Here is a 24,774-nt window from a genome sequence, read left to right on the forward strand (position 1 = left end):
CCCTCCGCACCCACCGCCGCTTCGGCGGCTGGATCTGCACCTGCCGGCCACCGCGGCCGGGCATCCCCGGGCAGCGGGGAGCACCACCCCTCTGACCAGGTCTCCACGGACATGGAACTGACGCCACACCGGGCCGCCTCCTCCCGGTGTGGCGTCTCCATGTGCGGGGCCAACCTGAGCTGATCACTCGGGTCCGCGGTGGTCCGGACCGCTCCTCCCGCGAGAGACCGCTCCGCTGCCAGGCCCGCCGCGGTCCAACCAGAGACCGCGCGCCAGCCGCGCCGCCGGCGGAATCCGGCGAAAGCCGACCACGACTGCCGCACCCAACGCCCGCAGCGATTCCGCCGAAGCCCCGCCCACGAGCGCCCCGTTCGCCAGAGGACACGGTCGGCGGCCCGCGCCCAACTAGCCGGGCCCGGGGCGCTGCTCGCGGCGATCTGGGGCGACAGACATGGGGAATCGGAGATCAATCTCCCACATACGACGCCCCAGAGCGGGCGACGCAGGCTCCACGAGCGCCCGGCCGCGACGAGTGCGCATCCATAGCGAACCGGGATCGGTCCGGCGGACCCGAGGGATGGATTGTGGAATCAGCTCAGGACTTGGGTCGGATCGCGCGGTGGGTCCGGCAATGCCGCTCCTGATGCGCATCCAGGGCGGCGGATCTGTCGAACCGAAGATCAAACTTACAGATATGCCGCCCCAGATCGCCGCGCTCGGCAGTTGATCGCGTAGCGCGCGACAGCGTTTGGCCTACGGGGCCGCCCGGCCCGGGTCTCTGGCCGCGGCGATCTGGGGCGGCAGAGATGGGGAATCGGTGATCGAACTCCCACGTACGACGCCCCAGAGCGCGCAAAGCAGCTCGGCGAGCGCGGGCGCGACGAATGCGCATCCATCGCGGAACCGCGGTCGGTCCCGCGGACCTCTGGGATGGATTTCAGCTCACGACGTGGGTCGGATCGCGGTGGTGGGCCCGGCAATGCCGCGCCAGATGCGCATCTGGGGCGGCAGATCTGTCGAATCGGAGATCAAATCAGCAGATGTGCCGCCCCGGATCGCTCTACTGGACGACTGATGCCGCGCGGCTCACCGGCAGAGCGTGGCAAGGAACGCGCCGGCGTTCATCGACGCCGAGGCCCGCAGAGCGCGGGCTCGGGTTTGGCCGCGTGCACCGCGGAGCTGGCAAGGGAAGCGCTCCCCCGCGGGTAAGCGGGATCAGCTCACGACGTGGGTCAGGTCGCGTTGGCTGGCCTCGCGGGCGATGTCGGTGCGGGACTGGAGTTCGAGCTTCGCCAGGATGTGGGAGACGTGGGTCTGCACCGTGCGGCGGGAAAGGAACAGTTTGTCGGCGATCTGGGGGTTGGACATGCCCTGCGCGACCATGCCGGCCACCCGGTTTTCCGTCGGCGTCAGCGCTTCCCAACCGCGGCGGGCCTGGGCGTGCCGGACTCGCGGGCCGCGGCGGATGCCGAACTGGCGGAAGGTTGCCTGGGTGCGGGCGAGGTCCCACTCGGCGCCCAGCTTGGAATAAAGGGCGTAGGCGTCGGTGAACAGGTTGCGCGCCTCGGCCATGTCGCCGCGTTCGGCCAGCACCAGGGCGGCCGCCTCCAGGGCCTGTGCGCGCGGTAGTGGGCGGCCTGCGGCGCGGTAGCTGTTTGCCGCCTCTAGCAGGCCTGCCGGGTCGTTGTTCAGGAGGCTCAGGCAGTGTGCGGCCACGGCGCGGCGGTGTGGGACCGGGGAGTCGGTGCCCATGGCGACCGCGTGCTCGGTGATGGATTTGGCGTTGTGCTCGTCGCCGATGGCGATCGCCAACCGCACCGCGTCGGCCAGCAGATCGACCGTCTCTTCCTTGTCGGGCACGTCGGCCAGGCCCTTGAGCAGCACCTCAAGCGCGCTGTCGAGCTTTTCGTCGCGTTCCATGTGCAGGCTCTTCGCGATCGCGAAGGCGCGGCACATCCGGGCCTCTTCCTTGCCAAAGTAGCGCTCCGCCGCGCGTAGGTTGCGGTCGCTGCTCGCGTCGCCGCGGTGGAGTTGGATGGTTGCGGCGAAGGCGTGTTGGGCGCTGTCGGTGGTCGGGTTCTTCGAGACGTTGAGGGCCAGGTCGATCTCCACCAGCGCGTCGTCCCAGCGGCCCGACTCGAATAGCAGCTCGCCCAGCATGCTCTGGGCCTGGGCCCGCCGGAAGGCGTTGCCGGCGCGGTCGGCGGACTCGCGGACCTTCTGGGCGACCAGGATCGCCTCGTCGTAGCGGTCGAGCACGCCGAACGCGTTGGCCTGGTTGATCTGCAACAGCAAGCGCAGGTCGATCAGGGACGGGTCGCCCTCGGCCACCGCCAGGGCGCGTTCGTAGAGTGGCAGCGCGCGCTGGGACTCGCCCTTGACGCCGTAGAGGATCGTCTGGACGAACAGCGCCCAGCCCATGCTCCAGCGGTCGCCGGCCTCGGTGCCGGTCGCGAGCGCCTCGTCGGTTGCCGGGCCGGCCAGGTCGAGGTGGCCCAGTGCGAACTGGGCCCGCGCCACCAGGACGAGCAGCCGGGCGCGGTTGGCGCCGCGCAGGCCCGGGGCCTGGAGCGCGCTGCTCAGCAGCTCGAGCGACTCCTGGAACTTGCCGGCGACGGCGTTGCACTGGGTCAGCGTCCAGTGCAGGTCGACCAGGATCTCGGGGCGGGTGACGTTGACCAGCGCGCTGGTCGCGACCTCGGCGGCGCCGGCTGGGTCACCGACGCGGAAGAGCGCGTCGGCGAGCCGGCAGGCCAGCACGTCGTGCAGCGGTGCCTCGGCCGGTGTGCCGTCGAGGGCCCAGCGGAGCATCGGGATGGCGACCTTCGGAGCCTGGCCCACCAACTGCGGTGCGCACGACGCCAACCAGTTGACGACCCAGGCGTCGACCGGCGCGGGCCGATGGCCCTGCACGATCGTGGGGCGGAGCTGGCGGGCCACGCGTTCGGCCGGGGCGCCGTCTTCGGAGAGCGCGCGGGCGGCGTCGCGGTGCCACGCCGCCCGGACCGGCACCGGCATGCTGTTGTAGAGGCACTCGCGGATCAGCGGGTGGCGGAAGGCCATCTCGGTGCCGTCTTCGACGACGACACCGGTCAGGATCGCCTCGTCGAGGATCGGCAGCAGGTCGGCGAGCCTTCGGCCGGACACGACCGCCAGCTCGCGGACGGAGAAGTCGAGGCCGAGCAACGCGGCGACCCGCAACACCTCGCGCGCCGGTGCCGACAGGAACTGGAGCCGGTCGGAGATGGCGGCGGACAGCGAGGTCGGCGTGGTCTCCTCGGGCGCCTCGACGAGGTCTTCGGTGCGGATCAGCGTGCCTTTGCGCGCCAGCACGTCGACCAGCTCGGTGAGGTAGAGCGGGTTGCCGCCGGCGCTGGCCGCCAGGTCCATCAGGTGGGCGCCGGGCGTGCCCTCGACCAGCTGGGTGACGAACTCGCCCACCGCGTCGGCGTCGAGGTGGGTCAGCTTCAGCAGGTTGGGCTCCACCGCCCGGCGGAGGGCCAGCAGGTCGTCGCGGCGCGGCACCGGGCGGGTCAGGCCCACCAGCAGCAACGGGAGCTGGTCGACGCCACGGATCAAACGGCCGAGGGTCATCACGGTGGCCGGGTCTGCCCACTGGAGGTCGTCGACCACGAGCAGGACCGGCGAGCTGGCGCAGAGGCTCTGGATCAGATCGCGCATCTGCTCGGCGGCGGCCGGGATGACGTCGGTGCGGGTGCCGACACCGGGATCGGCGCGCAACATCTCGGCGATCCGCTGGTGGTCGGTGCCGGAAACGCCCGCCCGGGACGAGAGCGCCTCGAGCAGCGGCAGCAACGGGAACGCCTGGCTGAGCTCGTCGCAGAGGGCCCAGACGGCCTGGACACCGGCGGCGCGGGAGTAGGTGGTCACCGCGCGCAACAATGTGGTCTTGCCGATGCCGGGCTCGCCCTCGACCAGGACTGCCTTGCCACGGCCGGCGCTGAGGTCATCGACGAGCTGTCGCATGACCTCCATCTGCCGTTGACGACCGATGGGACTTGCCGGGACCGGCAACTCGGTCACCGCGACCCCTCCCTCTGCGCCGTGTTTCGGCCCATTAGTCGGCAAGCAAGAAATCAGCCGTTTCTGGTGATTACGGTCATGAAATTGCAGATTGCATGTCGAATGACAAGACAAAACCGATGAAAAATAAGCAAAGCGGCAATCCAGGTGACTTTCGGCTAGGTGGCGAAGAGCCAACTATCCGTAACTGAGTCGTCACCGTGAGCTTGTCTCGGAACTGAGTCGCGAGCAATACTTCCTTACCTGGCCAGGGCGCGCTAACTGTCCTATTAGGAGCTTGCCATGAATGCACAGCGCAGACTCCCAGCCCTGTTCGCCAGAGCCCTGGCCACAGGAGCTATCGTCGTCGGCCTTGCCGCCGCGGCTTTCGGTGGAGCATTTGCCACCTCAGCGGCATCTCACTTTTCCGCCGGAGGATCAACCACCTCCTACATCTCCCAGATGTGGCACGACCTGTAATTCTGCACCGCTCACGCCTGCACCGGAAGAGTCTTATCGACGTCAGCGGGGTCGAGCCGCTGACCATGTTCCACACAGGGGTAAGGGCCGGCCAATCCCCATCTACTATGGGCGGCGGCAACCTTTGATCGAATCGGCGCCTGCGGAGGCCGATCGTTCTAAGGTTGCCGCCGCTCACAGCTTTGTGGGGCGGCCGGTTGGCACGGGAACCAGCCTCCGCGCAAGTCGCCACCGAGACATCAGCCACCTGGCGGATATGAAGGTCGAAGGCACGTGCCGCACACCCTGACCGATCGGGAGCTCAACCGGACGCTCCTGCACCGCCAGCTGCTGCTGGACCGCTCCCAGGCCGCGTTGCCCCAGGTGCTGGAGCTGATGGCCGGCCTACAGGCCCAGTACTCCCCCGCCATTTACCTCGGCCTCTGGTCCCGCGCCGAAGGCGTCGAGCGACCGGCCGTGACCCAACTGCTGCACGACCGCGAGATCATCCAGGGCACCCTGCTGCGGGCCACCATCCACGCGGTCAGCAAGCGCGACTACTGGCCCTGGGCGTTGGCCATCCGGGAGGCCCGCCGCGCCATGGCGTTGCGGTCGTTCAAGCCGGCGCCGACGCACGAAGAACTGGAAGAGGTCGCCGCCACCCTGCGCGCGGCCCTCGCCGACGGTCCGCTCAAGCAGCGCGAGATCGACCAGCTGATCGGCGCCGACCACCGTCGCCTGATCGGCCTGTGGCTGGACATGGTGCGGCAACCCCCGAGCGGCACGTGGGAGCGGCGCCGGGCCGACCTCTACACCCTCGCCGACGACTGGGTCGGGCCACCGGAGGGCACGGCCGAGGAGGGCCTCGTCCACCTGGTGCGCCGATATCTGACGGGATTCGGCCCCGCGACCCGCAAGGAGATCGCCACCTGGGCCGGCGTGCCGGTCGCCGCCGTCGGCACCGCGCTGTCCGAGCTGGACACGACCGGCTACCAGGCGAAGGACGGCACCGAGCTGGTCGACCTCGCGGGCGGACCGATCGCCGACGGCGACGCGGACGCACCACCGCGATTCCTGCCCAACTGGGACGCATCGCTGCTGGTGCACGCCCGCCGCTCGGGCATCCTCCCGGAGGAGTTCCGGCCCCGGATCTTCCACGTCCGGGCACCGCAGTCGTTCGCGGTGTTCCTCGTCGACGGCGCCGTCGCGGGCACCTGGAAAGCGGTCGACGGCAAGCTCGAATACGACGAGTTCCGCCCGCTCACCACGACGGAGCGCGAGCGGCTGCACGCGGAAGGCGAGCGGCTCGCCGATTTCCACGCCTAACCCCTAAGGTCGACCGGGTGCGAACGATCCGCGCGACCGCCGTACCCCTGCTGCTCGTGCTGTTGATCTCTGCTTGTGGGCAGGGCCAACCGGAGCAGACGCAGGCCGCCCGGCAACAGCCGGCACCGACCGGCTCAGCCGCCGCGCCCACGCCGACCCCGGGTAAGGACGGCATCGGCCGCGGCCCCACGCCGAAGCCGCCGGCCAAACCGGCCAGTTTCGGCAACCCGGGCGGCAAGGCGTCGATTCCGGCCGAGGCCCGCGCGGAGAACACCAGCAAACCCAACCGGAAGATCGGCACGGGTACGAAGGCCAGCTGCACGTCCGACGCCGTCGTGAAGGCGGTCGCGGCCGGCGGGATCATCACGTTCAACTGTGGGCCCGACCCGGTCACCATCACGATGACCGCCACCGCGAAGATCAAGAATGCCAACGGTCCGAAGATCGTGCTCGACGGCGGCGGCCGGGTCACGCTCAGCGGTGGCGGCAAGCGCCGGATCCTCTACATGAACACGTGCGACGAGGCGCAGGGCTTCCTCACCTCGCACTGCCAGGATCAGGACAGTCCGCGGCTGACCGTGCAGAACCTGACGTTCACCGGCGGCAACTCGACCGGCGACAAGACCGAGGGCGGTGGCGGCGGCGCCATCTTCGTCCGCGGCGGCCGGTTCAAGGCGGTCAACACCAAGTTCGTCGACAACCGCTGCGACGCGAGCGGCCCCGACCTCGGCGGCGCGGCGATCCGGGTGCTCAGCCAGTTTCACGGCGAGCCGGTCTACATCGTCGGCAGCACGTTCCAGGGCGGTGTGTGCTCCAACGGCGCCGCGCTCTCCAGCATCGGCGTGTCGTGGGTGGTGCTCAACAGCGTCTTCCGCAACAACAAGGCGATCGGCAACGGCGCCAATCCGGCCCGCGACGGCTCGCCGGGCGGCGGCAGCGGCGGCGCGATCTACCTCGACGGCAACCTGTTCACGCTCCGCATCGCCGGCTCGGTCGTGCAGGACAACACGGCCAAAGAGGGCGGCGGCGGGGTGTTCTTCGTGAGCAACGACCGCACCGGCACGATGCGCGTGGAGAACACGACCTGGAAGGGCAACAAGAGCGCCGGCTTCGAGACCAGCGGCTTCCCGGGCATCTTCTTCCTGGGCGCCCGCCCGCCGACGGTGAGCGGCCCGTCGCTGAAGCGGTGACGATCCCTTTCGACGCGGCCGCCTATGAGGAGCGGGTCCGCAGCGGGCCGTGCTTCATCTGCGCGATGCTGCGCGGGGACCCTGATTATCAACACCACATCGTGTACGCGGATGAGCTGTGCATCGCGTTCCTCAACCGCTATCCGCCGTTGCTCGGCTACACGCTCGTGGTGCCGCGCGCGCATGTGGTCGACGTGACCGGCGACCGCGCCCTGTTCCGGCACGTCACCGACGTGGTGCACGACGTGGCCGAGGCACTCAAGCGGGTCGTGCCGACCGAGCGGGTCTACCTGATGTCGCTCGGCTCGCACCAGGGCAACGCACACGTGCACTGGCACGTCGCCCCACTGCCGCCGGGCATCCCCTACGCGGAGCAGCAGTTCGAGGCGGTGCGGAGCAGCCGCGGCATTCTGCCGGTGACCGACGCGGAGCAGGCCGCCCTGGCCGCCAGGCTGCGGTCGGCCATCCGCCCTTGATGGACGGAACACCACGGGCGTAGCATCGCGTTCAGGTTTTGAACGTGTTCAACTCGATGCTCGGGGGCGGCTGTGATCTACGTCGAGACCGTCATCCACACCGACGTCGCGCGGGTGTGGCGGCACACCCGCAACCCGGCCCTGCACGCCCGCTGGGACGTGCGCTTCACCCGGATCGACGGCCTGACCGAAGCCCCGGGTGGCCCGGTCAGGTTCCGCTACCGGACCACCGTGCTGCCCGGCGTGCACATCGACGGGATCGGCGTCACCGCCGGCGAGCGCGAGCGACCAGACGGAACCGCCGTCTCCGTCCTCCACTTCGGATCAGCAGACCGGCGCTCGCTCATCGAGCAGGGCGACGGCTACTGGCGCTACGTGCCGGTCCCGGGCGGCGTCCGCTTCCTCACCGGCTACGACTACGCGCCGCGCTGGGGCCGCTGGGGCCGGCTCGCCGACCGGGCGTTCCGGCCGTTGTTCGGCTGGGCCACCGCCTGGTCGTTCGACCGGTTGCGGCTGTGGCTCGAGCACGGCATCAGCCCGGCCGCGAGCCGCCGGCTCTGGCTCGCCGAGGCCGCCGCCCGGGTCGCGCTCGTCACCGTCGCCTGGTGGCTCGGCCCGGTCCCCCTGCTGCTCGCGATCGCCGTGCCGCCCGGCCCGCGAACCCCCGCCGCGCGGCGCTGCCGCCGCCGACCCGCCACGAAAGGCAGAACAGCATGACCGCGATCTTCCGCCGCGCCCTCGGCGCCGACTTCGAGCGGCTCCACCCCGAGCTACAGAAGCGCTTCGGCGTTTCCATGGCCACCACGACCGCCTGTGTCGGCACCGGGGTGATGGACCGGATCTGGCGCGGCGGCCGGCACGTGCTGCCCTTCCTGCGGCTCGGCGCCGGGCGGCACATCCTTTTCCCCGACACCGGCACCGACATCCCGTTCACCATCGAGAACTACGCCTACCTCGACCGGTTCGGCCGCGAGACGGTGACGTTCGTGCGCACCTTCGACGTCGCCGCCGGCCGCCGCCGCAGGTTCGACGCCACGATGGTCTACAGCGCCGCCCGCGGCGGGATCGTCGACTATCTCGGCACCCATCAGCATCTCGCCGTCGACCTTTCGGTGCGCGTCGACAAAACCGGCGGCCTGCACATCCGCAGCGGCGACCAGCGGTTCACCGAGGGACTGCTGCGCTGCCGGGTGCCGGCGGCCATCAGCGGCACCGCCGAACTGCACGAGTGGTATGACGACGCGATCGGGCGGCTGCGCATCCACGTCAACGTCACCAACAAACGCTACGGACCGATCTTCGGGTACGACGGGAGCTTCACGACACGGTATGTCGACACGACCCTCGCGCCCGTGCCCGCCGCGGTCCGCCCGCTGCGCGAGAACCCCTACGACTGACCGGCTTCCCAGGCGAACCCGTCGGGGTCGGTGAAGGGCCCGGTGTCGCCACCGATGGTGATGCGGTGCGATCCGGTGCCGTCCGCCGCGACGCCGGCGTCCTTGGCCAGCGCGCGGCGCCGGTAGAGGGCCAGCTTGACGGGGCCGGACGACGCGTCGAACTCGACGTACACGCGACCGAAGCTCTTCGCGACGGTCAGGCCCTGGTCGACGTAGAACCGCTTGCTCGCGGCGATGTCGGCGACGCCGAGCAGCAGCACGATTGAGTCGATCTTTCGGTCGGCCGGTCCGGTGTCCTTCTTCGCCGACGTCGCGACCTTCCAGATCGCGCCGTCCGGAGCCTGCACGACGCCGCCGTAGCCCCAGAGCGACTTGGTAGCCGGCTTCAGCGAGGTGGCACCGGCCTCCAGCGCCGCGTCGATCAACGCGTTGACGGTGGCCGGCTGCGAAACGGTGAGCGAGAGCGTGAAACCGCGAAAGCCGGTCGTCGGCGCCTGCGCGGCCCGCACCCGGATCTGGGTGCTGTCGAGGCCGAAAGCGGTGGTGTAGAAGCTGTCGGCGGCCGTGACGTCGGCGGCCTCGAGGGTGACGGATTCGATTGCTGTCATGCCCACAACGCTATGGGCGACCGGGCGCCGGTTGCTTCTTCATTCCTGACCGGATCACCCGGATTGTGGCCCGGCCGTGCCTCGGTTGTGGCTTGGGGACGGGACCGTGGAGACATGAAACGGCGGGCTCTGGCGTACGCGTCGCTGGCCGTCGCCGTCGTCTGCTGCGGCGGCCTGTCCTTCGTCACCCACGGCATCGGACAGCTCAACCTGCGCCAGCGCGGCGAGGTGTCGGCCGTCGTCGACGGCCCGCGACCCGGCACCGTCCTCGTCCAGACCCTTCGTTACGACGAGACCTGGTCATGGTTGGTGGGCGACGACGGTGCGGTGCTCGAATGGGCCGACCACACCTCGGCCGGGCCACCCCACGCGGATCAATGCGTGGCCACGACGTGCTACCGCGCGGCGAAGACGGCGTTGCGGGTCGAGGCGAGCGGTGACGGCGGCGCCACCTACGCCACGAGCTGGGAGATCGCCGGCGAGCCCTACGCGATGCTCGCCGAGTCCTATCCCGACGTGGGTGATCCGGCCGAGCACCTTTCCTCGCGCTCCCTGGTGGTGCACGAGGTCGCCGGCGGCCACGTGGTGTTCGTCGCCAACGGCCGCGACGGCCTGCTCTACCGCGGCGTCGGCGGCGCGTGGCAACGCCTGGGTTTCCCGGCGTCCGGTGAAGGCTGCTGTTTCTACGAGTCCGCGTTGCCGCTGCGACCGAACCCCACGCGGGTGTGGCTGACGGTCGTCGCGATCACCTTCGGGGTGGTGGCGACGCTGCTGCCCGCCACCCTCATCGCCTGGAAGCGGCGGACCTGGCGGCGGGCCGACCTCGCCGGCGTCCTCGTGCTCGGGGTCCTCGCGGGCTACGGCAGCGCGCTGGCCTTCCGGTTCCCCACCGTCGGCATGTTCCCGGGTGCGACGTACGGGATTCCCACCCTGCTGGCAATCATGGTCGCCGGAGCCCTGCTGGGCGCCCTGTTCGTCAGCCGTCCGGCGCGATCGGCACGCCCAGGCGACTGAGGATCCGCACGCCCTGCTCGCGTTGCTCGGCGGTGCCCGGATCCGTGCCGGCCAGACCGATCAGCGCTCGGCCCTCCTCGACCGGGATGCGCATCTCGACCGCCATCGCGAGGGCCTGCCGGTGCTGGGAGCGGGCCGCCTCGACGTCGCCGGCCAGCCGGAGCGTGACCGCGTAGCTGTTGCGGATGACGCACTCGTGGATGCGTTCGCCGCCGTCCTGCGCGGCCGTCAACGCGCGCAGGTGCAGTTCCGACGCGGAGTCGTGCCGGCCTCGGAGTCGGTCGAGCACGGCGAGGTTGTTGAGCACCCCCGATTCGCCGATCAGCGCGCCGACGCTCCGTTTCAGCTCGATCGAACGGTGCAGGTGCTGCTCGGCCTCGTCGAGCCGGTCCATCGTCAGCAGGGTCGCGCCCAGATGGGCGTGCGCGATCGCCATGGGATAGGGCTGGCCGAGCCGGCGCAGGATGTCGAGGCCGCGCTGGTTCCAGTCCAATCCCTCGTCGAGGCGGCCCAAGGTCGTGCAGATCTCGCCGAGCATCGTGTAGCCGAATCCGGTGCCGGCCTCGTCGCCCAGCTCACCGCGCAGCTTGTTGCTGCGGTGAAGCAGGTCGATCGCCTCCGGGTAGCGGCCGAGCCAGTGCACGACCCCGGCGAGCAGGTATTGGGTGTTGGCCTCGCGGTATCGGTCGCCGGTGTCGACGTTGTAGGCCAGCACGGCCCGCAGGTGGTCTTCTGCCTCGACCAGTTGGCCGAGCTGGTTGTAGCCGGAGGCGAGGAAGTTGCGGGTGACGGCTTCGCCGCGGCGGTCCCGCGAGCGCAGGGTGCAGCGCAGCGCGATCAGGTGGGTGGTGAGCAGGTCGTCGGTGTGGCCGGTCTCGTAGACGTGGCGCCACAGTGCCCGGGTCAGCTTCCACGCCTGCTCGTCGAGGGCGAGCTCCTCGGCCAGCCGGATGCTCGCGACCAGGTTGGCCCGCTCGGCGGCGAACCACTGGCGGCCGTCGCCGGGAGCCATGGCATACCGCGGCGCCGGGCCGAGGTCGTAGTCGACCGGCGTCACCTCCTGAGGCGCGCCGGCGACGACGGCGGTGTGCAGGTAGCTGTCCAGCAGCCGGTGGATCGCGGCGCGGCGTTGGTCGGGCGTCTCCTGCGTCTGGAGCAGGCTCCGGGCGTACGCCCGCATCAGGTCATGCAGTTGGTATTGCCCGACAGCGGGCTCGTGCAGCATGTGCGCGTCGACCAGCCCGTCGACCACGCCGGCGGCCTCGTCGAGGTCGAGGTCGGCCAGGGCCGCCGCGGCGTGCAGGTCGAACCGCATCCCCGGGTGCAGGCCGAGGAGCCGGAACATCCGCCGCTCGGGCTCGGTGACATGGTCGTAGGACAGCGCGAACGCGGCCGGCAGGCTGCGCCCCTCGGCGGTCAGCTCGGCGGGCGCGGGACGGGCGGACCGCAGCCGGGCCACCAGATCCTGCACCGTCCACGCGGGCCGGTGGGCCAGCCGCGCGGCGGCCAACCGGATCGCGAGGGCGAGGTGCGCGCAGAGGCGGGCGACCTCGGCCGCGCCCTCGGGATCGGCGGAGATCCGGTCGCCGACGATGCGGAGCTGAAGGTCGGCGGCCTCCGCCTCGGTCAGCACGTCCAGCGACAGCGGTGCGGCCCCGTCGAGCCCGACCAGCCGGTGCCGGCTGGTGATCAGGGTCAGGCAGCCGTCGGCGCCGGGCAGCAACGGATCGACCTGCGCGCTGGTCGCGGCGTTGTCGAGCAGGAGCAGGACCCGGCGCCCGGCCAGTTCGCGCCGCCAGCGGGCGACCCGCGCCGGGAGCCCCTCGGGGATCTGCTCACCGGGGACGCCGAGTTGGCGCAACAACGCGTCGAGCGCCGTGGCGGGTTCCACCGGGGCGCGCTCGCTGTGCCCGTGCAGGTCGAGATAGAGCTGGGCATCCGGGTAGCGGTCGGCGACGAGGTGGGCGGCGCGCACCGCGAGCGCGGTCTTCCCCACGCCCGGCATGCCGTCGATCGCGAGCACCCTGGACGCGGCAGCGGTCAGCTGATCCACTGCCGCGCGCCGACCGACGAAGTCGGGCAGGTCCCGGGGCAGGTGGTGCGCGGGCGTCGGTTTGCGCGGTGCGACAGCCAGCGTCGGGTCGTTCTGGAGCACCCGCAGGTGTAGTTGGGCGAGCTCGGGCCCGGGATCGACACCGAAGTCGGCGCGCAGCCGGGCACGGGCCTGGTCGTAAGAGGCCAGCGCGTCGATCTGCCGCCCCGCCCGGTAGAGCGCCGTCATCAGCAGGCCGACGAACCGCTCCCGGGTCGGATGGCGATCCACCAGCTCGACGAGGTCGACCGCCACGCGGTCGTGCTGCCCGTCGGCGAGCCGGGCCGCATTGAGTGATTCCATTGTGGTCAGCCGTAGCTCTTCGATGGCACCGCCGACCCGCCGGCGCAACCGGTCGTCGGCCGCGTCGGACATCAACGGACCGCGCCACAACGCGAGCGCCTCGGCCAGCGCAGCGGCCCGGGGCGCGGCCTCGGTGAGTTGCCGGGCCCGGCTCGCCATCGTCACGAACCGGTGCGCGTCGACGTGGCTCGGGTCGACGTCGACGAGGTAGCCGTCGGCGCGGGACAGCAGCCCGACACCGTGCGGCCGCAGCACCGACCGTAGCCGGCTGATGTGGGTGTGCAGCACGGCGCGCGCCGAGGAGGGCTGGTCGTCGTCCCAGACGAGGTCCAGGAGGCGCTCGGTCGGGATCGGCCGCGGCGCCTCGAGCAACAGCAGCGCGAGAAGCCGACGCTGGTGACGCCGTCCCAACGCGACCGGCTGACCGCCGGACCACGCTTCGACCGGCCCCAGCACGAGGAAGTCCAACACCGCTCCAGCCCGTTCGCGCCGTGCCCAGTGTCAAGCCGGCGTCAAGCGCTCCGCGCCCGCGGTCCAGAGGCTACTCGCGATCGGCGTCAAGGCGATGTCAAGAACGACACCGTACGTTTCTGGCATTGCGGCACGGCGGAACCGCCACAACGGGGGTGGCGGTTCCCGAGGCCGCTCCCCCGGATCCATGCCGGGCGTTATGGTGACGGCATGACCCGGGATGAGCTGGTGGCGTATTGCCTGGCCAAGCCGGGTGCGTGGCCCGACCAGCCATGGGAGGGCGACACCGTCGCCAAGGTCGGTGGAAAGATCTTCGCGTTTCTCGGTGAAGGGCCGCCGCCGACCGTCGGGCTCAAGTGCGGCCCCAACCGCGAGGTCGCCGACGAGTGGCTGGCCCGCTATCCCGGCTCGGCCAGCGTGATGGCCTACATCGGACGGTCGGGCTGGAACACCCTGACCGTCGGCACCGGCATCCCCGACGACGAGATCCTGGAGGCGATCGACGCCTCCTACGACACGGTGGTCAGCAAGCTACCGAAGCGCGAGCGCCCGACTGGCACGTGAAAGACCCGATTTAGCCGGGATCACCGCAATACTGAGATGGTGTACGAGCGAGCCAGAACGCGACCCTTCCTCATCCTGATCCCGCTGCTGATCGGCGCGGCCGTCTCGGTCGCGCTGGGCATCTGGGGCAGCGTGCACACGCCGACGGGCGAAGTGCCCTGGGCCAACCCCTTCCCGTCGATCTACGCGTTCAAGGTCTGGCTGGCCCTCGGCGTCCTGCTGCTGGCCGCGGTCCAACTCGTCACCGCGCTGTGGATGTATGAGAAGTTCGGCCTGCGCCGCCGGCCGTGGGTCGGGCCCGTGCACCGCACCAGCGGCTTCCTGGCCTTCATCGTGAGCCTGCCGGTCGCGGCCGCCTGCCTGTGGGCGCTCGGTTTCCAGACCTACAGCGCCCGGGTGCTGACCCACAGCATCCTCGGCTGCATCTTCTACGGCGCCTTCGTCGCCAAGATCCTGGTCCTGCACAGCAAGCGGCTGCCGGGCTGGGCGCTGCCAGCCGTCGCCGGCCTGCTGCTCGCGACGGTCGTCGGCGTCATCACGAGCAGCGCCCTCTACTACATCGCCACCTTCGGGCTGCCTAAGTGATCGGCGCTGGCCACTCGTTCTCGGGGAGCAGGCTCCCCGCGATCGCGCTCGCCTCCGCGCAGAACCCGTCCCGCACGCCGTGTCGACGCAGACCCCCACGTAGCCGCTCAGGCTAGGTCGCGGGCGAACGGCCAGCGGCGGCCGACGGCCACGTGGGTGATGACCGAGAAGGCCAGCGCGTTGAGGCAGGCGTGCACCACGAACTCGCTCGGCTCGAAGTGGCCGAAGTTGACCGTGTGCGCATAGGCGGTCAGCACCACATACAGGATCACGGCCACCGCCGACACCGTCGTCACCGACAGCCACTTGTCCATCGTCGCCGTGATGTGGGGGCGGACCGCGTTCTCGAACAGCATCGAGACCGACAGGGCCGCAGCGGTGAAGGCCGCCGCGCCCGCGATGATCAACCCAGGACTGACCGCGAGATGGATCAAGGTGTACGTGGCCCAGCCGCCCGCGATCACGCAGACATTGGCCACCGACAGCCGCAGCCAGCGGCGCTGGATCAGGTTGAACGGCCAGCCTCGCCACGTGACGTAGAGCCACGTCTGCCACGCCCCGGTCGTCACCAGCAGCGCACCGAGCGACGCACCGGCCATCGGGCCCGTCTGGGTGTGCAAGCCGGACGACGGCGGTGGCCGCACGTCAGCGACGAAGTAGTAGACCAACAGCGCGGCACCGAACGCGAGCACCCCGGCGAGCAACCCAGCCGGCACCCGCCGCCGCAGCTTGCGCAGCGGCCAGCCCTCGCACACCAGCGTGAACTGGAGCATCGCCGCGAAAGCGGCGCCGGCCAGCGGCAACGTGGCCGGGAACGTCGGCAGGTGGCCCGGGCCCGGGTTCGGGTCGAACACCCCCCGCGGATCGACCCCGCCGGCTATCAGTTGGCCGAGAAACGTGAGCCCGACCCCGAACGCCACGATGAACAGCGTGTTGAGCCACCCGGCCAACCAGCGCGGCGCGAGTGCCGTCCCGGGCCAGTCCTCCCACCAGAACGCCACGATGGCGACCGGCACCAGCGAGTAGGTGACCAGCGGGCCGATCACCACCAACGACCGGGCCGGGCCGTCCAGGGCGAACGCCAGGGCCGCCGCGATCGGGATCACCAACAGCAGCCCGGCCGCGCCCAGCCACGGTTGGCGCGCGACGCTGCGTTCGATCAGCGAACGGACGGCCGGCCTCTGCTCCCGCGTTGGAGCGCTGATGGCCGGCCGTTCAGGTAACGCCTCAGCCGGCACCGTTCATCACGACCTCGGCGGTCATCGGCAGTTCGTTCATCCGGCGGCCGGTGGCGTGGAAGACCGCGTTGGCGATCGCCGCCGCGGCGCCGACCTGGCCCACCTCGCCGACGCCCTTCACACCCAGCGGGCCGACCACGTCGTCTTCGACCTCAACGAACTCGACCTGGATGTCGGGGATGTCGGCGTGCACCGGCACCAGATACTCGCCCAGGTTGTTGAGCGCCCAGCGGCCGCTCTGCCGGTCGATCTGGTTGCCCTCCAGCAGCGCCTGCGAGAGGCCCCACAGCATCCCGCCGAGCAGTTGACTGCGGGCCAGCTTCGGGTTGAGCACCCGGCCGGGCGCGAACACGCCCAGCATCCGGCGTACCCGGACCAGCCCCAGGTCCTTGTCGACGGCCACCTCAGCGAACTGGGCGCCGAACGTGAGCAGCCCGTGCGGGGTGTCCAGCGGCGGCGGCGTCCACGAGCCGAGCGCCTCCATGTCGAGCAGCCGGTTGCGTTGCAGCAGGTCCGAATAGGACTCGGAGATCGACGGGTCCAGAGTGGACGTCATCCGCCCATCGGCGACCCGCACCGAGCTCGGCGACAGGCCGTGCAGCGGCGACTTGTCGTCGTTGACGGCGTGGGCGATCAGGTCGTTGCGCAACGTCGTGGCCGCGTTGTGCACGGCCGACGATGCCATCGTGGCGCCCATCGAGCCGACCGCCGACGTCGAGTTGGGCAGGTCGGTGTCGCCGGCCTCGAAGCGCAGCACGTCCATGTCGACGCCCAGCCCGTCGGCGCCGACCTGCGACATCGAGGTGGTGACGCCGATGCCGAACTCCTGCGCGCTGGTCTGGATGACCACGCTGCCGTCGTTGAAGATCCGGGCCCGGGCGTGCTGCACGGGCATCATGAACGCCACCGGATAGCCGGCGCTGGCCACGCCGGTGCCGATCAGGTTGTTGCCCTCCTGCCGGATGCCCGGCCGCGGGTCACGGTAGGACCAGCCGAAAAGCGAGGCCCCGCGCCGGAGGCAGTCCGCCAAGCCGTCGCTGGACCACGTGTTGCCGTGGTTGTCGACCGGCGGGTGGTTCATGATGCGCAACTCGACCGGATCCATATCCAGCTCGTACGCCAGCCGGTCCATCCCGGTCTCCAGCGTGAACGACCCGAGCGACTCACCCGGCGCCCGGGTGAACGTCGGCGTCATCGTGTTGCCCTTGATCAGGCTGTGCATGCCCAGATAGTTGGCGCAGCCGTAGATCTGCGTCGACGTGCCGGTGGCCGGCTCGGCCCAGTCGTCGAACGGCGAGGTGACCGAGGTCTTCTGGTGCCGGATCGCGGTCAGCATCCCGTCCCGGCCGGCGCCGAGCGTGATCCGCTGCTCCTGCTCCTCGCGGTGGCCGTTGGAGGTGAAGGTCTGCGGCCGGGTGAGCGTGAGCCGCACCGGGCGCCGGACGTGCCGGGCGGCCAGCGCGGCCAGCGTCACGTGCGGCCAGACCATCGCCTTGGAGCCGAAGCCGCCGCCGACGAAGTGGGTGATCACCCGGACGTCGGACAGCGGGATGCCGAGCAGCGTCGCGACGGTGAGCTGGCTGGCGCGTACCCCCATGGTGGAGTCCCAGAGGGTGAGCCGGTCGCCGTCCCACTGCGCGGTCGTCACCGAGGGCTCGAGCGGATTGTGGTGGTTGGCCGCGAAGTGGTAGGTCGCGTCGACGGTCACCTCGGCCGAGGCCAGGGCGCCGGCGACATCACCGCGCTCGTCGCGGGCCGGCATCAGACCACCGAAGAGCATTTTGGCTTCGTACGCCTGGGAACGCCCGTCTTCGATCGTGGCGACCGGCACCCCGACGTCGTAGGTGATGTCGAGCAGCCGGGCGGCGTGCGCGGCCTGCTCCTGCGACTCGGCGACCATCAGCGCGACCGGCTGGCCCCAGTAGTGGACAACGTCGTCCTGGAGCGGGAAGAAGCTCTCACCCGGCGCGGGCTGGCCGGCCAGCGAGGGCAGCAGGTGCGGCTGGTTGGCGATCTTGGTCGTGTTCTCGTGGGTCATGATGGCGAGCACGCCCCCGGCCTCCTCGGCCGCGGTCGTGTCGATCGACACCACCCGCCCGTTGGCGATCGAGGAGCCGACCATCAGCCCGTACGCGAGGCCGGGCAGCACGATCTCGCCGCAGTAGCGGCCGGTGCCGGTGACCTTGTCCGGCCCGTCGACCCGGTTGACCGGCTTGCCCAGGACCGGGCTCATGCCGCCGCCTCCCTTCGGTCGGCGGAGCAAGAGCCCCAGGGGCTGCGTTGACCGCGCTCGCTTCGCTCGCTCATGAGGAGATCACCTCGCTCAGCTCGCGGACGATCGCCCGCTTGGCGAACGTCACCTTGAACTCGTTCATCGGCCGGGTGACGGCGTCGCGCAGTTCCGCGTCGGCGGCGGCGGCGAAGTTCTCGACCGTCGCGGGCCGGCCGATCAGCGCCTCCTCGGCGCGGTGCGCCCGCCACGGCACGGTGCCCACGCCGCCGAGGGCGAGCCGCAGTTCGGAGACGTGGCCGGCCTCGTCGACCCGCATCGCGGAGAAGACCGACACCAGCGCGAACTCGTAGGAGACGCGGTCGCGGTGTTTGACGTAGCGGGACGCGCGCGCGACCGGCAGATCGGGCACGTCGATCGCCACGATCAGCTCGCCGTGCGCCAGCGGGTGCTCGACGCTCGGGGTGTCCTCAGGGCGCAGGAAGAAGCTCTCGATCGGGATCGTCCGCGTGCCGTCCGGGCCGATGGTGCGCACCGTGGCGTCGAGCGCGACCAGCGCCACCGCCACGTCCGACGGGTGGGTCGCGATGCACTGGTCGGAGGTGCCCAGGATCGCGTGGCCGCGGTTGACCCCGTTCATCGCCGAGCAGCCACTGCCCGGCTCGCGCTTGTTGCACGGCGACTGGCCGTCGCGGAAGTAGGCGCAGCGGGTGCGCTGGCACATGTTGCCGCCCATCGACGCCATGTTGCGCAACTGCTCGGACGCGCCCAGCAGCAATGCCTGCGACATGCCCGGGTAGCGCTCGACGATCCGCGGTGCCCGGGCGACGTCGCTCATCCGGGCCATCGCGCCGATGCGTACACCTCCGTTGTCGGTGTCTTCGAGATAGGTCAACGGCAGGTCGTTGACGTCGACGAGCAACGACGGCGCGATCACGCCCAGCCGGACCAGGTCGATCTCGGTCGTGCCGCCGGCCAGGAACGCGCTGTCCGGGTTGGCGCTGACCGCGGCGACCGCGTCGTCGATGGAACCGGCCCGGAAGAAGCTCAACGGCCGCATGTCACCGACCCCCGTCGCCGTCGTCGTCGGCGTCGCGCACCTCGCGGATCGCGGCGTGGATGTTGGGGTAGGCCTGGCACCGGCACAGGTTGCCGCTCATGTGCTCGGCGATGTCGGCGTCGGTGGTCGCGTTGCCCTCGCGGATCAGCGCGATGGCCGACATGATCTGCCCCGGCGTGCAATAGCCGCACTGGAAGGCGTCGTGGTCGATGAACGCCTGCTGCATCGGGTGCAGCTCGCCGTCCTGCGCGACCCCCTCGATCGTCGAGATCTCGTGGCCTTCGGCGGTCATCGCCAGGGTCAGGCAGGCCAGCACCCGCCGCCCGTCCTGCCAGACCGTGCAGGCGCCACAGGTGCCCTGGTCGCAACCCTTCTTGCTGCCGGTCAGGTCGAGATGCTCGCGGAGCGCGTCGAGCAGGCTGACCCGCGGTTCCAGCTCGACCACGTAGGTCGAGCCGTTGACGCTGAGACTGACCGGCACGCTTTCCGGACCTTGCACACCCGTGACCGCGGCCGCGGTCGACTGGTTGATTGCCATCGCTCGCTCCTCGGCTCTAGCAGCCAGAACCTCAGCATTGCCAAAGCGGCGGAGGGCGTGCGGACGATCAGGAAATCCGGCGTGCTATCCGTCGAGAAGCGTGTCGAGGGGCACGCTGGGGTCGGCGAGCCGGTCCAGGTCGACGTCTTTACCGGTGTAGCCGGCACGCACGAGTTTCTGGATATCGTCCTGAACGTCCCATACGTTGACGTTCATCCCGGCCAGCACGTGCCCGCGCCGGGTCCAGAACGCCACGAACTCCGGCGCCTTGCCGTCCACGATGGATGGATCGCCACGGAACACCACCCGGTCGTAGCCGCCGCGCGGGAACCAGCCGGCCATTTCCATGCCCAGGTCGTATTGGTCGGTGAAGAAGTAGGGCAGCCGGTCGTAGGAGACGTCGTGCCCGAGCATCGACCGGGCGGCCGCCGGCCCGCCGTTGAGGGCATTGGCCCAGTGCTCCACCCGGATGTGCTCGTGGGCCAGCGGGTGGTAGGACGACGCGACGTCGCCGCAGGCGTGGATGTCGGGGTCGCTGGTGCGCAACGCGGCGTCGGTGACCACCCCGTCGTCGACCCGAAGACCCGCCGAGCGGGCCAACTCGACGTTGGGTGAGATGCCGACCGCGATCACCGCCGCCGACGCCGGCACCTCGACGTTGTCGTCGAGCACGGCGTGGGTGAGGCGGTCGCCGAGGGCGCCGAACGCGCGTACCTGCGTGTCGAAGTGGAACTCGACGCCGTGCGCCTCGTGCAGCGCGCGGAAGACGGCGCCGACCTCGTCGCCGAGCACCTGCCGCAACGGCGCCCGGTCGGTCTCCACCACCGTCACGTCGCAACCGTAGTGGCGCGCCGCGGCGGCGATCTCCAGCCCGATCCAGCCGGCGCCGATCACCACCACCGGGTCGCCGGCGCGCAGCGTGGCGCCGAGCGCCTCGGACTGCTCGATCGTGCGCAGGTAGTGGATCCGCCGCGCTTCACCGCCGGGCAGCTCCAGGGTGCGCGGCGAGGATCCGGTGGCCAGCAGCAGCTTGCGGTAGGGCAGCGACTCGCCACTGTCGAGGGTGACCTGGTGACCGGCGGGGTCGATCGCGGTGGCGCGGGTGCCGAGCCGCAGCTCGATCCGCTGCTGCTCGTAGAACGCGGCGTCGTGCACGAACGCCTTCTGCCGCTCCTTCTTGCCCAGCAGATAGCCCTTGGACAGTGGCGGACGCTCGTAAGGCAGGTCATCCTCGGCCCCGACCAGCACGATGCCGCCGTCGAAGCCCTCTTCGCGCAGGGTCGACGCGGCCCGCGCCCCGGCGAGCGAAGCACCCACGATCACGAACTGGTCACTCATCCGGACAGTCTCGCAGAAACCAGACTCTGTAGCGTTTTACGCGGTGCGATGTTCGCCCGGTGGCTAACGTCCACCGGATGACACAGACCACGGAAGAGTTCGCCGATCGCATGTTCCGCTCGGCGCTGGGCACGGCGGAGATCCTCTCGGTCTACCTCGGCGACCGGCTCGGCTGGTATCGGGCATTGGCCGACGGCGGCCCGGCCAACCCGCACGAGCTGGTCGAGCGGGCCGGCGGGGTCGAGCGCTACGCCCGCGAATGGCTCCAGCAGCAGGCGTCGTGCGGCATCCTCACCGCGTCGGCCGACGGCCGGTTCACCCTGCCGCCGGGTGCCGCGGAAGTGCTCACCGACGCCGGCAGCCTCAACTATCTCGCGCCGCTGGCCAGTTCCTTCGCGGCGGCCGCGATCCAGTTGCCGGCGTTGGTCAGCGCCTACCGCGACGGCGGTGGGGTGGGCTGGTCGACGTTCGGCACCGAAATGCGCGAGGCGCAGGCTGACATCAACCGGCCGTGGTTCGAGCACGCGTTGCCGGCGGCGCTGGCCGGTGTCGGCCCGCTCGACGAGGCGCTGCGCCGGCCGGGCGCGCGGATCGTCGACGTGGGCTGCGGTGCGGGCTGGTCGTCGATCGCGCTGGCCCGGGCCTACCCGGACGCCCGGGTCGACGGGTTCGACGTCGACAAGCCGTCGGTGGCGATGGCCACCGCCAACGCCCGCGAGGCGGGTCTGCGCGACCGGGTCGCGTTCCACCTGGTCGACGCCAGCGCTGGGCTGCCCGGCACCGGCGACTACGACGCGGCGTTCGCGTTCGAGTGCGTGCACGACCTGCCCCGACCGGTCGAGGTGCTGGCGGCGATGCGCGGCGCGGTGCGGCCCGGTGCGCCGGTCGTGGTGATGGACGAGGCGGTCGGCGAGGCGTTCCTGGCGCCGGGCGACGACATCGAGCGTCTGATGTACGGCTTCAGCACGCTGGTCTGCCTGCCCGACAGCATGTCGCACCCGGGCTCGGTCGCCACCGGCACCGTGATGCGCCCCGACGTGCTGCGCGGCTATGCCCAACAGGCCGGGTTCGCCGATCTCGAGGTGCTGCCGATCGACGATTTCGCGTTCTTCCGCTTCTACCACCTCACCCACTAGGTATACCTAGGCGCGGCCGGGGTGCGGCTAAGGAGGGTGGCGGCGGCAAGTTAGGGAACGGCTCCCGATGTCGGGATGCGCCCGTCCGAACAGGATGGATACATCACCGAGAGCCGACAGGAGCCCACGATGTATCAGCACCCCGATCTCATGCTCACCATCGCCCACGACCACCAGCGCGACCTGATCGCCGACGCCGACCGCAAGCGCCTGTTCAACCGGGTCAACAAGCGCCGGCACGGCCGCGGCCGTCATCGCGGTGACCAGGAGCCGTCCAGACGGGTCCGGCTGACGCCGGGCGCCTTCGCGGTCCGCGCCCAGGCGGTGGGCGCCCTGGCCCTGCGCGACATCGGCCCGGCCCACTGACCGCCGGGGTCAGTGGGTCAGCCGATAGTGCCATTCAACGGCTGACGGGTCGGTCAGCGACGCGACCTGGTCGATGACGACCCGCAGCCGCGCCGGGTCGTCGGCGGCGGCCTTCCACTGCGCCGCGAACGCCGGGTCGAGACCCTCGGGTGCCCGGTCGAGCAGCACCGCCGCGAGTTCGGCCAGCACGTCGCGCTGCCGCTCGTAGCGGTCGCGGGCGCCCGGCCGGCGCATCACATAGCGCAGCGCGATGCCCTTGAGCAGCGCGCACTGCGCCCTGATCAGCGGCGGCACGACCAGGTCGGCGGCATAGCGGCTCAGCACGCCGGTGCCGTGCGCGGCCCGGGTCGCCTCCACCGCGGCCGCGACGAACCGGCCGGTCAACACGCTGGTCAGGCCCTTGAGCGCGGCCTGCGCCCGATAGCTGCCGTCGTGGTCGGCGACCGCCACCAGCGCCGGGTCGGCGAGCAGCCCGTCGAGCACCGGCGCGAGCGTCGCGACCGGCTCCGGCGAATAGGTCTCCGCCACGGCCTGGCACACGGCCGCCCGCTCGTCGGCGTCGTCGATCAGCGAGCGCACCCGCACATAGCCGCCGTGAATGCCGTCTTCGACGTCGTGCACCGAATAGGCGACGTCGTCGGCCCAGTCCATCACCTGGGCCTCCAGGCTGCGCCGCTCCGGCTCCGGCGCCGCCTCCCGCAGCCACCCGAAGACCGGCAGGTCGTCTTCGTAGACGCCGAACTTGCGCCGTCCCGGCTCGCGCTGCCACGGATATTTGCAGGTCGCGTCCAGCGAGGCCCGGGTCAGGTTGAGCCCGGCGCCGAGCACCTTGGCCTCCAGCCGGGTCAACACCCGCAGCGTCTGCGCGTTGCCCTCGAAGCCGCCGCACGATCGGGCCAACTCGTCGAGGGCGGCCTCGCCGTTGTGCCCGAAGGGCGGATGCCCCAGATCGTGCGCGAGCCCGGCCACGTCGACCACGTCGGGGTCACAGCCGAGCCGGGCACCCATCTCGCGGCCGATCTGGGCCACCTCGAGCGAGTGGGTCAGCCGGGTGCGCAGGAAGTCGTCGGTGCCGGCCATGTGCACCTGGGTCTTCGCGGCCAGCCGGCGAAACGCCGCCGAGTGCAGCACCCGGGCCCGGTCACGTTCGTAGGGGCCGCGCCCCGCCCCGGTGTCCTTGGGCGGCTCGGGCACCCAGCGCTCCGCGTCGCCAGTGGTCACATGGTCAAACCTACTGTTTCGGCGACAGCACGCAGAACTCGTTGCCCTCCGGATCGGCCAGCACGATCCAGCCGCCGCTGGCCGGCTGCCCGACGTCGACGTGCCGCGCACCCATGTCGACCAGGCGCTCGACCTCGGCCTCCTGGTCGTCGGGGCGCAGGTCGATGTGCAGCCGGTTTTTCACCTGCTTGGCCTCGGGCACCGGGACGAAAACCAGCCCGGGCAACTCGTCGGGCAACCGCCGGATCTCCACCTCGTCGGGCTTCTCGTAGGTGATCTGGTAGTTGAGCGCCTCGGCCCACCACCGGGCCAGCCGGGCCGGGTCGCGCGCGTCCACCACCAGGTTCTCCCAGCGATTGCCCATGAGGTACCTCCGATGCGGACAGCGCGGACGGACGGGAACGAGAAGGTGTCCGCCAGGTTACGCCCACGATCGCCGGTGCGCCCTGTTCGGTCGGCAACCTGGCTGGGAGTGAGACATGCCCATCTCGACCCGGTTTGCAATACCCGATCAGTCCATAGTTGCTGGCCGATCGCCGAGGGTGAGACAGCTGCGGACGATCTTCGCCTGGGAGTAGTTTCGCGGAAGCACATCGTCATGGCCGGCTAACTTCCCGGCCCCGACCCGTTACCCGGGATTCTCGTGCGCCCTCTGGCCGGAGTGGACGCGGGAGGCACCACCCGGGTGGAGGAGCACGTGTGTCCGGCATAGACGACTGCCTCCGGCAGGCGATGACCATCCCCGGCGCGATCGGGGCGAGCGTGGTCGATTACACGACCGGTTTCGCGCTCGCCTGGGCGGGCAATGCGCCCACCGGTGACCCCGACGCGTCCGCCGCTGGTTCGTCCGACGTCATACACGCGGCGACCAGCCGCGCACCTTTCGCGTCGACGCGACCCAATGACCTGGTCGAAGACGTGGTCATCACGACGCATGGTGGCTACCACCTGCTCCGGATGATCCGCACCGACTTCGACAGCCGGTTGCTGCTCTACGTGTGGCTCGACCGCCACGAAGGCAACTTGGCCGTCGCACAGCGGCGCATCCGCATCCTCGCCGACGACCTCGTCGCGGCTTAGCCGCAGCCACCCACCCGGTGACCTACCCACACGCGGCCTCGGCCGCCCAGGACATGTCC

At 70.7% G+C, this 24,774-nt stretch carries 21 protein-coding genes; 11 read left to right on the forward strand and 10 right to left on the reverse strand.

The genetic code is table 11. The features are described 5' to 3' along the window. Positions 1–1,215: 1,215 nt before the first annotated feature. Positions 1,216–4,044, reverse strand: a complete 2,829-nt coding sequence (locus DFJ67_RS00550; RefSeq protein ID WP_147315372.1) for a helix-turn-helix transcriptional regulator — start codon at positions 4,042–4,044, stop codon at positions 1,216–1,218. 732 nt (positions 4,045–4,776) lie between these two features. Between DFJ67_RS00550 and DFJ67_RS00555 the strand changes: the two genes are divergently transcribed. The 5 genes from DFJ67_RS00555 to DFJ67_RS00575 all read left to right on the forward strand — a co-directional run bounded on the left by DFJ67_RS00555 (position 4,777) and on the right by DFJ67_RS00575 (position 8,871). Next, positions 4,777–5,808, forward strand: a complete 1,032-nt coding sequence (locus DFJ67_RS00555; RefSeq protein ID WP_116066056.1) for a winged helix DNA-binding domain-containing protein — start codon at positions 4,777–4,779, stop codon at positions 5,806–5,808. 26 nt (positions 5,809–5,834) lie between these two features. After that, positions 5,835–6,998 carry a hypothetical protein gene (locus DFJ67_RS00560; protein ID WP_116075419.1) on the forward strand — a complete coding sequence of 388 codons (1,164 nt, stop codon included), beginning with the start codon at positions 5,835–5,837 and terminating at the stop codon, positions 6,996–6,998. After that, entirely contained in the window at positions 6,995–7,474 is a 480-nt protein-coding gene (locus DFJ67_RS00565; RefSeq protein WP_203783811.1) for an HIT family protein, read from the forward strand. Before DFJ67_RS00560 ends, DFJ67_RS00565 begins: the two co-directional genes overlap by 4 nt. Before the next feature lie 72 nt (positions 7,475–7,546). Next, positions 7,547–8,191, forward strand: a complete 645-nt coding sequence (locus DFJ67_RS00570) for a hypothetical protein (protein WP_116066057.1) — start codon at positions 7,547–7,549, stop codon at positions 8,189–8,191. Then, positions 8,188–8,871, forward strand: a complete 684-nt coding sequence (locus DFJ67_RS00575; protein WP_116066058.1) for a DUF4166 domain-containing protein — start codon at positions 8,188–8,190, stop codon at positions 8,869–8,871. The genes DFJ67_RS00570 and DFJ67_RS00575 overlap by 4 nt, the downstream gene beginning before the upstream one ends. Here DFJ67_RS00575 and DFJ67_RS00580 read toward each other — a convergent pair. Beyond that, entirely contained in the window at positions 8,862–9,479 is a 618-nt protein-coding gene (locus DFJ67_RS00580; RefSeq protein WP_116075423.1) for a VOC family protein, read from the reverse strand. The genes DFJ67_RS00575 and DFJ67_RS00580 overlap by 10 nt on opposite strands. Positions 9,480–9,593: 114 nt before the next feature. Between DFJ67_RS00580 and DFJ67_RS00585 the strand changes: the two genes are divergently transcribed. Then, positions 9,594–10,493 (forward strand): hypothetical protein, encoded by a 900-nt coding sequence (locus DFJ67_RS00585; protein ID WP_116066059.1) that lies wholly within the window; start codon positions 9,594–9,596, stop codon positions 10,491–10,493. On the opposite strand, the gene DFJ67_RS00590 is transcribed toward DFJ67_RS00585, so the two are convergent. Further along, complete coding sequence (locus DFJ67_RS00590) at positions 10,456–13,359, reverse strand: AfsR/SARP family transcriptional regulator (RefSeq protein WP_116066060.1); 2,904 nt, start codon at positions 13,357–13,359, stop codon at positions 10,456–10,458. The genes DFJ67_RS00585 and DFJ67_RS00590 overlap by 38 nt on opposite strands. Positions 13,360–13,569: 210 nt before the next feature. Between DFJ67_RS00590 and DFJ67_RS00595 the strand changes: the two genes are divergently transcribed. Together DFJ67_RS00595 and DFJ67_RS00600 are read left to right on the forward strand one after the other, a co-directional pair. Further along, the gene (locus tag DFJ67_RS00595; RefSeq protein WP_116066061.1) at positions 13,570–13,923 is read left to right on the forward strand and encodes an MmcQ/YjbR family DNA-binding protein; all 354 of its coding nucleotides are present in this window, start codon (positions 13,570–13,572) and stop codon (positions 13,921–13,923) included. Between the two features lie 36 nt (positions 13,924–13,959). Beyond that, complete coding sequence (locus DFJ67_RS00600; RefSeq protein WP_116066062.1) at positions 13,960–14,508, forward strand: DUF6529 family protein; 549 nt, start codon at positions 13,960–13,962, stop codon at positions 14,506–14,508. 107 nt (positions 14,509–14,615) lie between these two features. On the opposite strand, the gene DFJ67_RS00605 is transcribed toward DFJ67_RS00600, so the two are convergent. The 5 genes from DFJ67_RS00605 to DFJ67_RS00625 all read right to left on the reverse strand — a co-directional run bounded on the left by DFJ67_RS00605 (position 14,616) and on the right by DFJ67_RS00625 (position 20,912). Continuing rightward, the gene (locus tag DFJ67_RS00605) at positions 14,616–15,614 is read right to left on the reverse strand and encodes a hypothetical protein (RefSeq protein WP_147315373.1); all 999 of its coding nucleotides are present in this window, start codon (positions 15,612–15,614) and stop codon (positions 14,616–14,618) included. A gap of 121 nt (positions 15,615–15,735) precedes the next feature. Continuing rightward, positions 15,736–17,979 carry a xanthine dehydrogenase family protein molybdopterin-binding subunit gene (locus tag DFJ67_RS00610; RefSeq protein WP_116066064.1) on the reverse strand — a complete coding sequence of 748 codons (2,244 nt, stop codon included), beginning with the start codon at positions 17,977–17,979 and terminating at the stop codon, positions 15,736–15,738. A gap of 70 nt (positions 17,980–18,049) precedes the next feature. Next, positions 18,050–19,036, reverse strand: coding sequence for an FAD binding domain-containing protein (locus DFJ67_RS00615; protein WP_116066065.1), 987 nt, complete (start codon positions 19,034–19,036; stop codon positions 18,050–18,052). 1 nt (position 19,037) lies between these two features. Continuing rightward, positions 19,038–19,574: a (2Fe-2S)-binding protein gene (locus tag DFJ67_RS00620; protein WP_116066066.1), complete on the reverse strand. Its 537-nt coding sequence runs from the start codon at positions 19,572–19,574 to the stop codon at positions 19,038–19,040. Positions 19,575–19,658: 84 nt separating this feature from the next. Beyond that, the gene (locus tag DFJ67_RS00625; RefSeq protein WP_116066067.1) at positions 19,659–20,912 is read right to left on the reverse strand and encodes an NAD(P)/FAD-dependent oxidoreductase; all 1,254 of its coding nucleotides are present in this window, start codon (positions 20,910–20,912) and stop codon (positions 19,659–19,661) included. Between the two features lie 77 nt (positions 20,913–20,989). Between DFJ67_RS00625 and DFJ67_RS00630 the strand changes: the two genes are divergently transcribed. Continuing rightward, positions 20,990–22,048, forward strand: coding sequence for an SAM-dependent methyltransferase (locus tag DFJ67_RS00630; protein ID WP_116066068.1), 1,059 nt, complete (start codon positions 20,990–20,992; stop codon positions 22,046–22,048). Positions 22,049–22,177: 129 nt separating this feature from the next. Next, positions 22,178–22,414, forward strand: coding sequence for a hypothetical protein (locus DFJ67_RS00635; protein WP_116066069.1), 237 nt, complete (start codon positions 22,178–22,180; stop codon positions 22,412–22,414). Positions 22,415–22,423: 9 nt separating this feature from the next. Here DFJ67_RS00635 and DFJ67_RS00640 read toward each other — a convergent pair whose 3' ends face one another. Next, positions 22,424–23,635, reverse strand: coding sequence for a deoxyguanosinetriphosphate triphosphohydrolase (locus tag DFJ67_RS00640; RefSeq protein ID WP_116066070.1), 1,212 nt, complete (start codon positions 23,633–23,635; stop codon positions 22,424–22,426). A gap of 10 nt (positions 23,636–23,645) precedes the next feature. Beyond that, a complete protein-coding gene (locus DFJ67_RS00645) occupies positions 23,646–23,999 on the reverse strand; it encodes a VOC family protein (RefSeq protein ID WP_116066071.1) in 354 nt (117 codons plus the stop codon). Positions 24,000–24,334: 335 nt separating this feature from the next. On the opposite strand from DFJ67_RS00645, the gene DFJ67_RS00650 reads away from it, so the two are divergent. Continuing rightward, positions 24,335–24,715: a hypothetical protein gene (locus DFJ67_RS00650; protein WP_116066072.1), complete on the forward strand. Its 381-nt coding sequence runs from the start codon at positions 24,335–24,337 to the stop codon at positions 24,713–24,715. Positions 24,716–24,774 lie beyond the last annotated feature (59 nt).

This window comes from Asanoa ferruginea, assembly GCF_003387075.1.
GTDB classification, from domain to species: Bacteria; Actinomycetota; Actinomycetes; order Mycobacteriales; family Micromonosporaceae; genus Asanoa; species Asanoa ferruginea.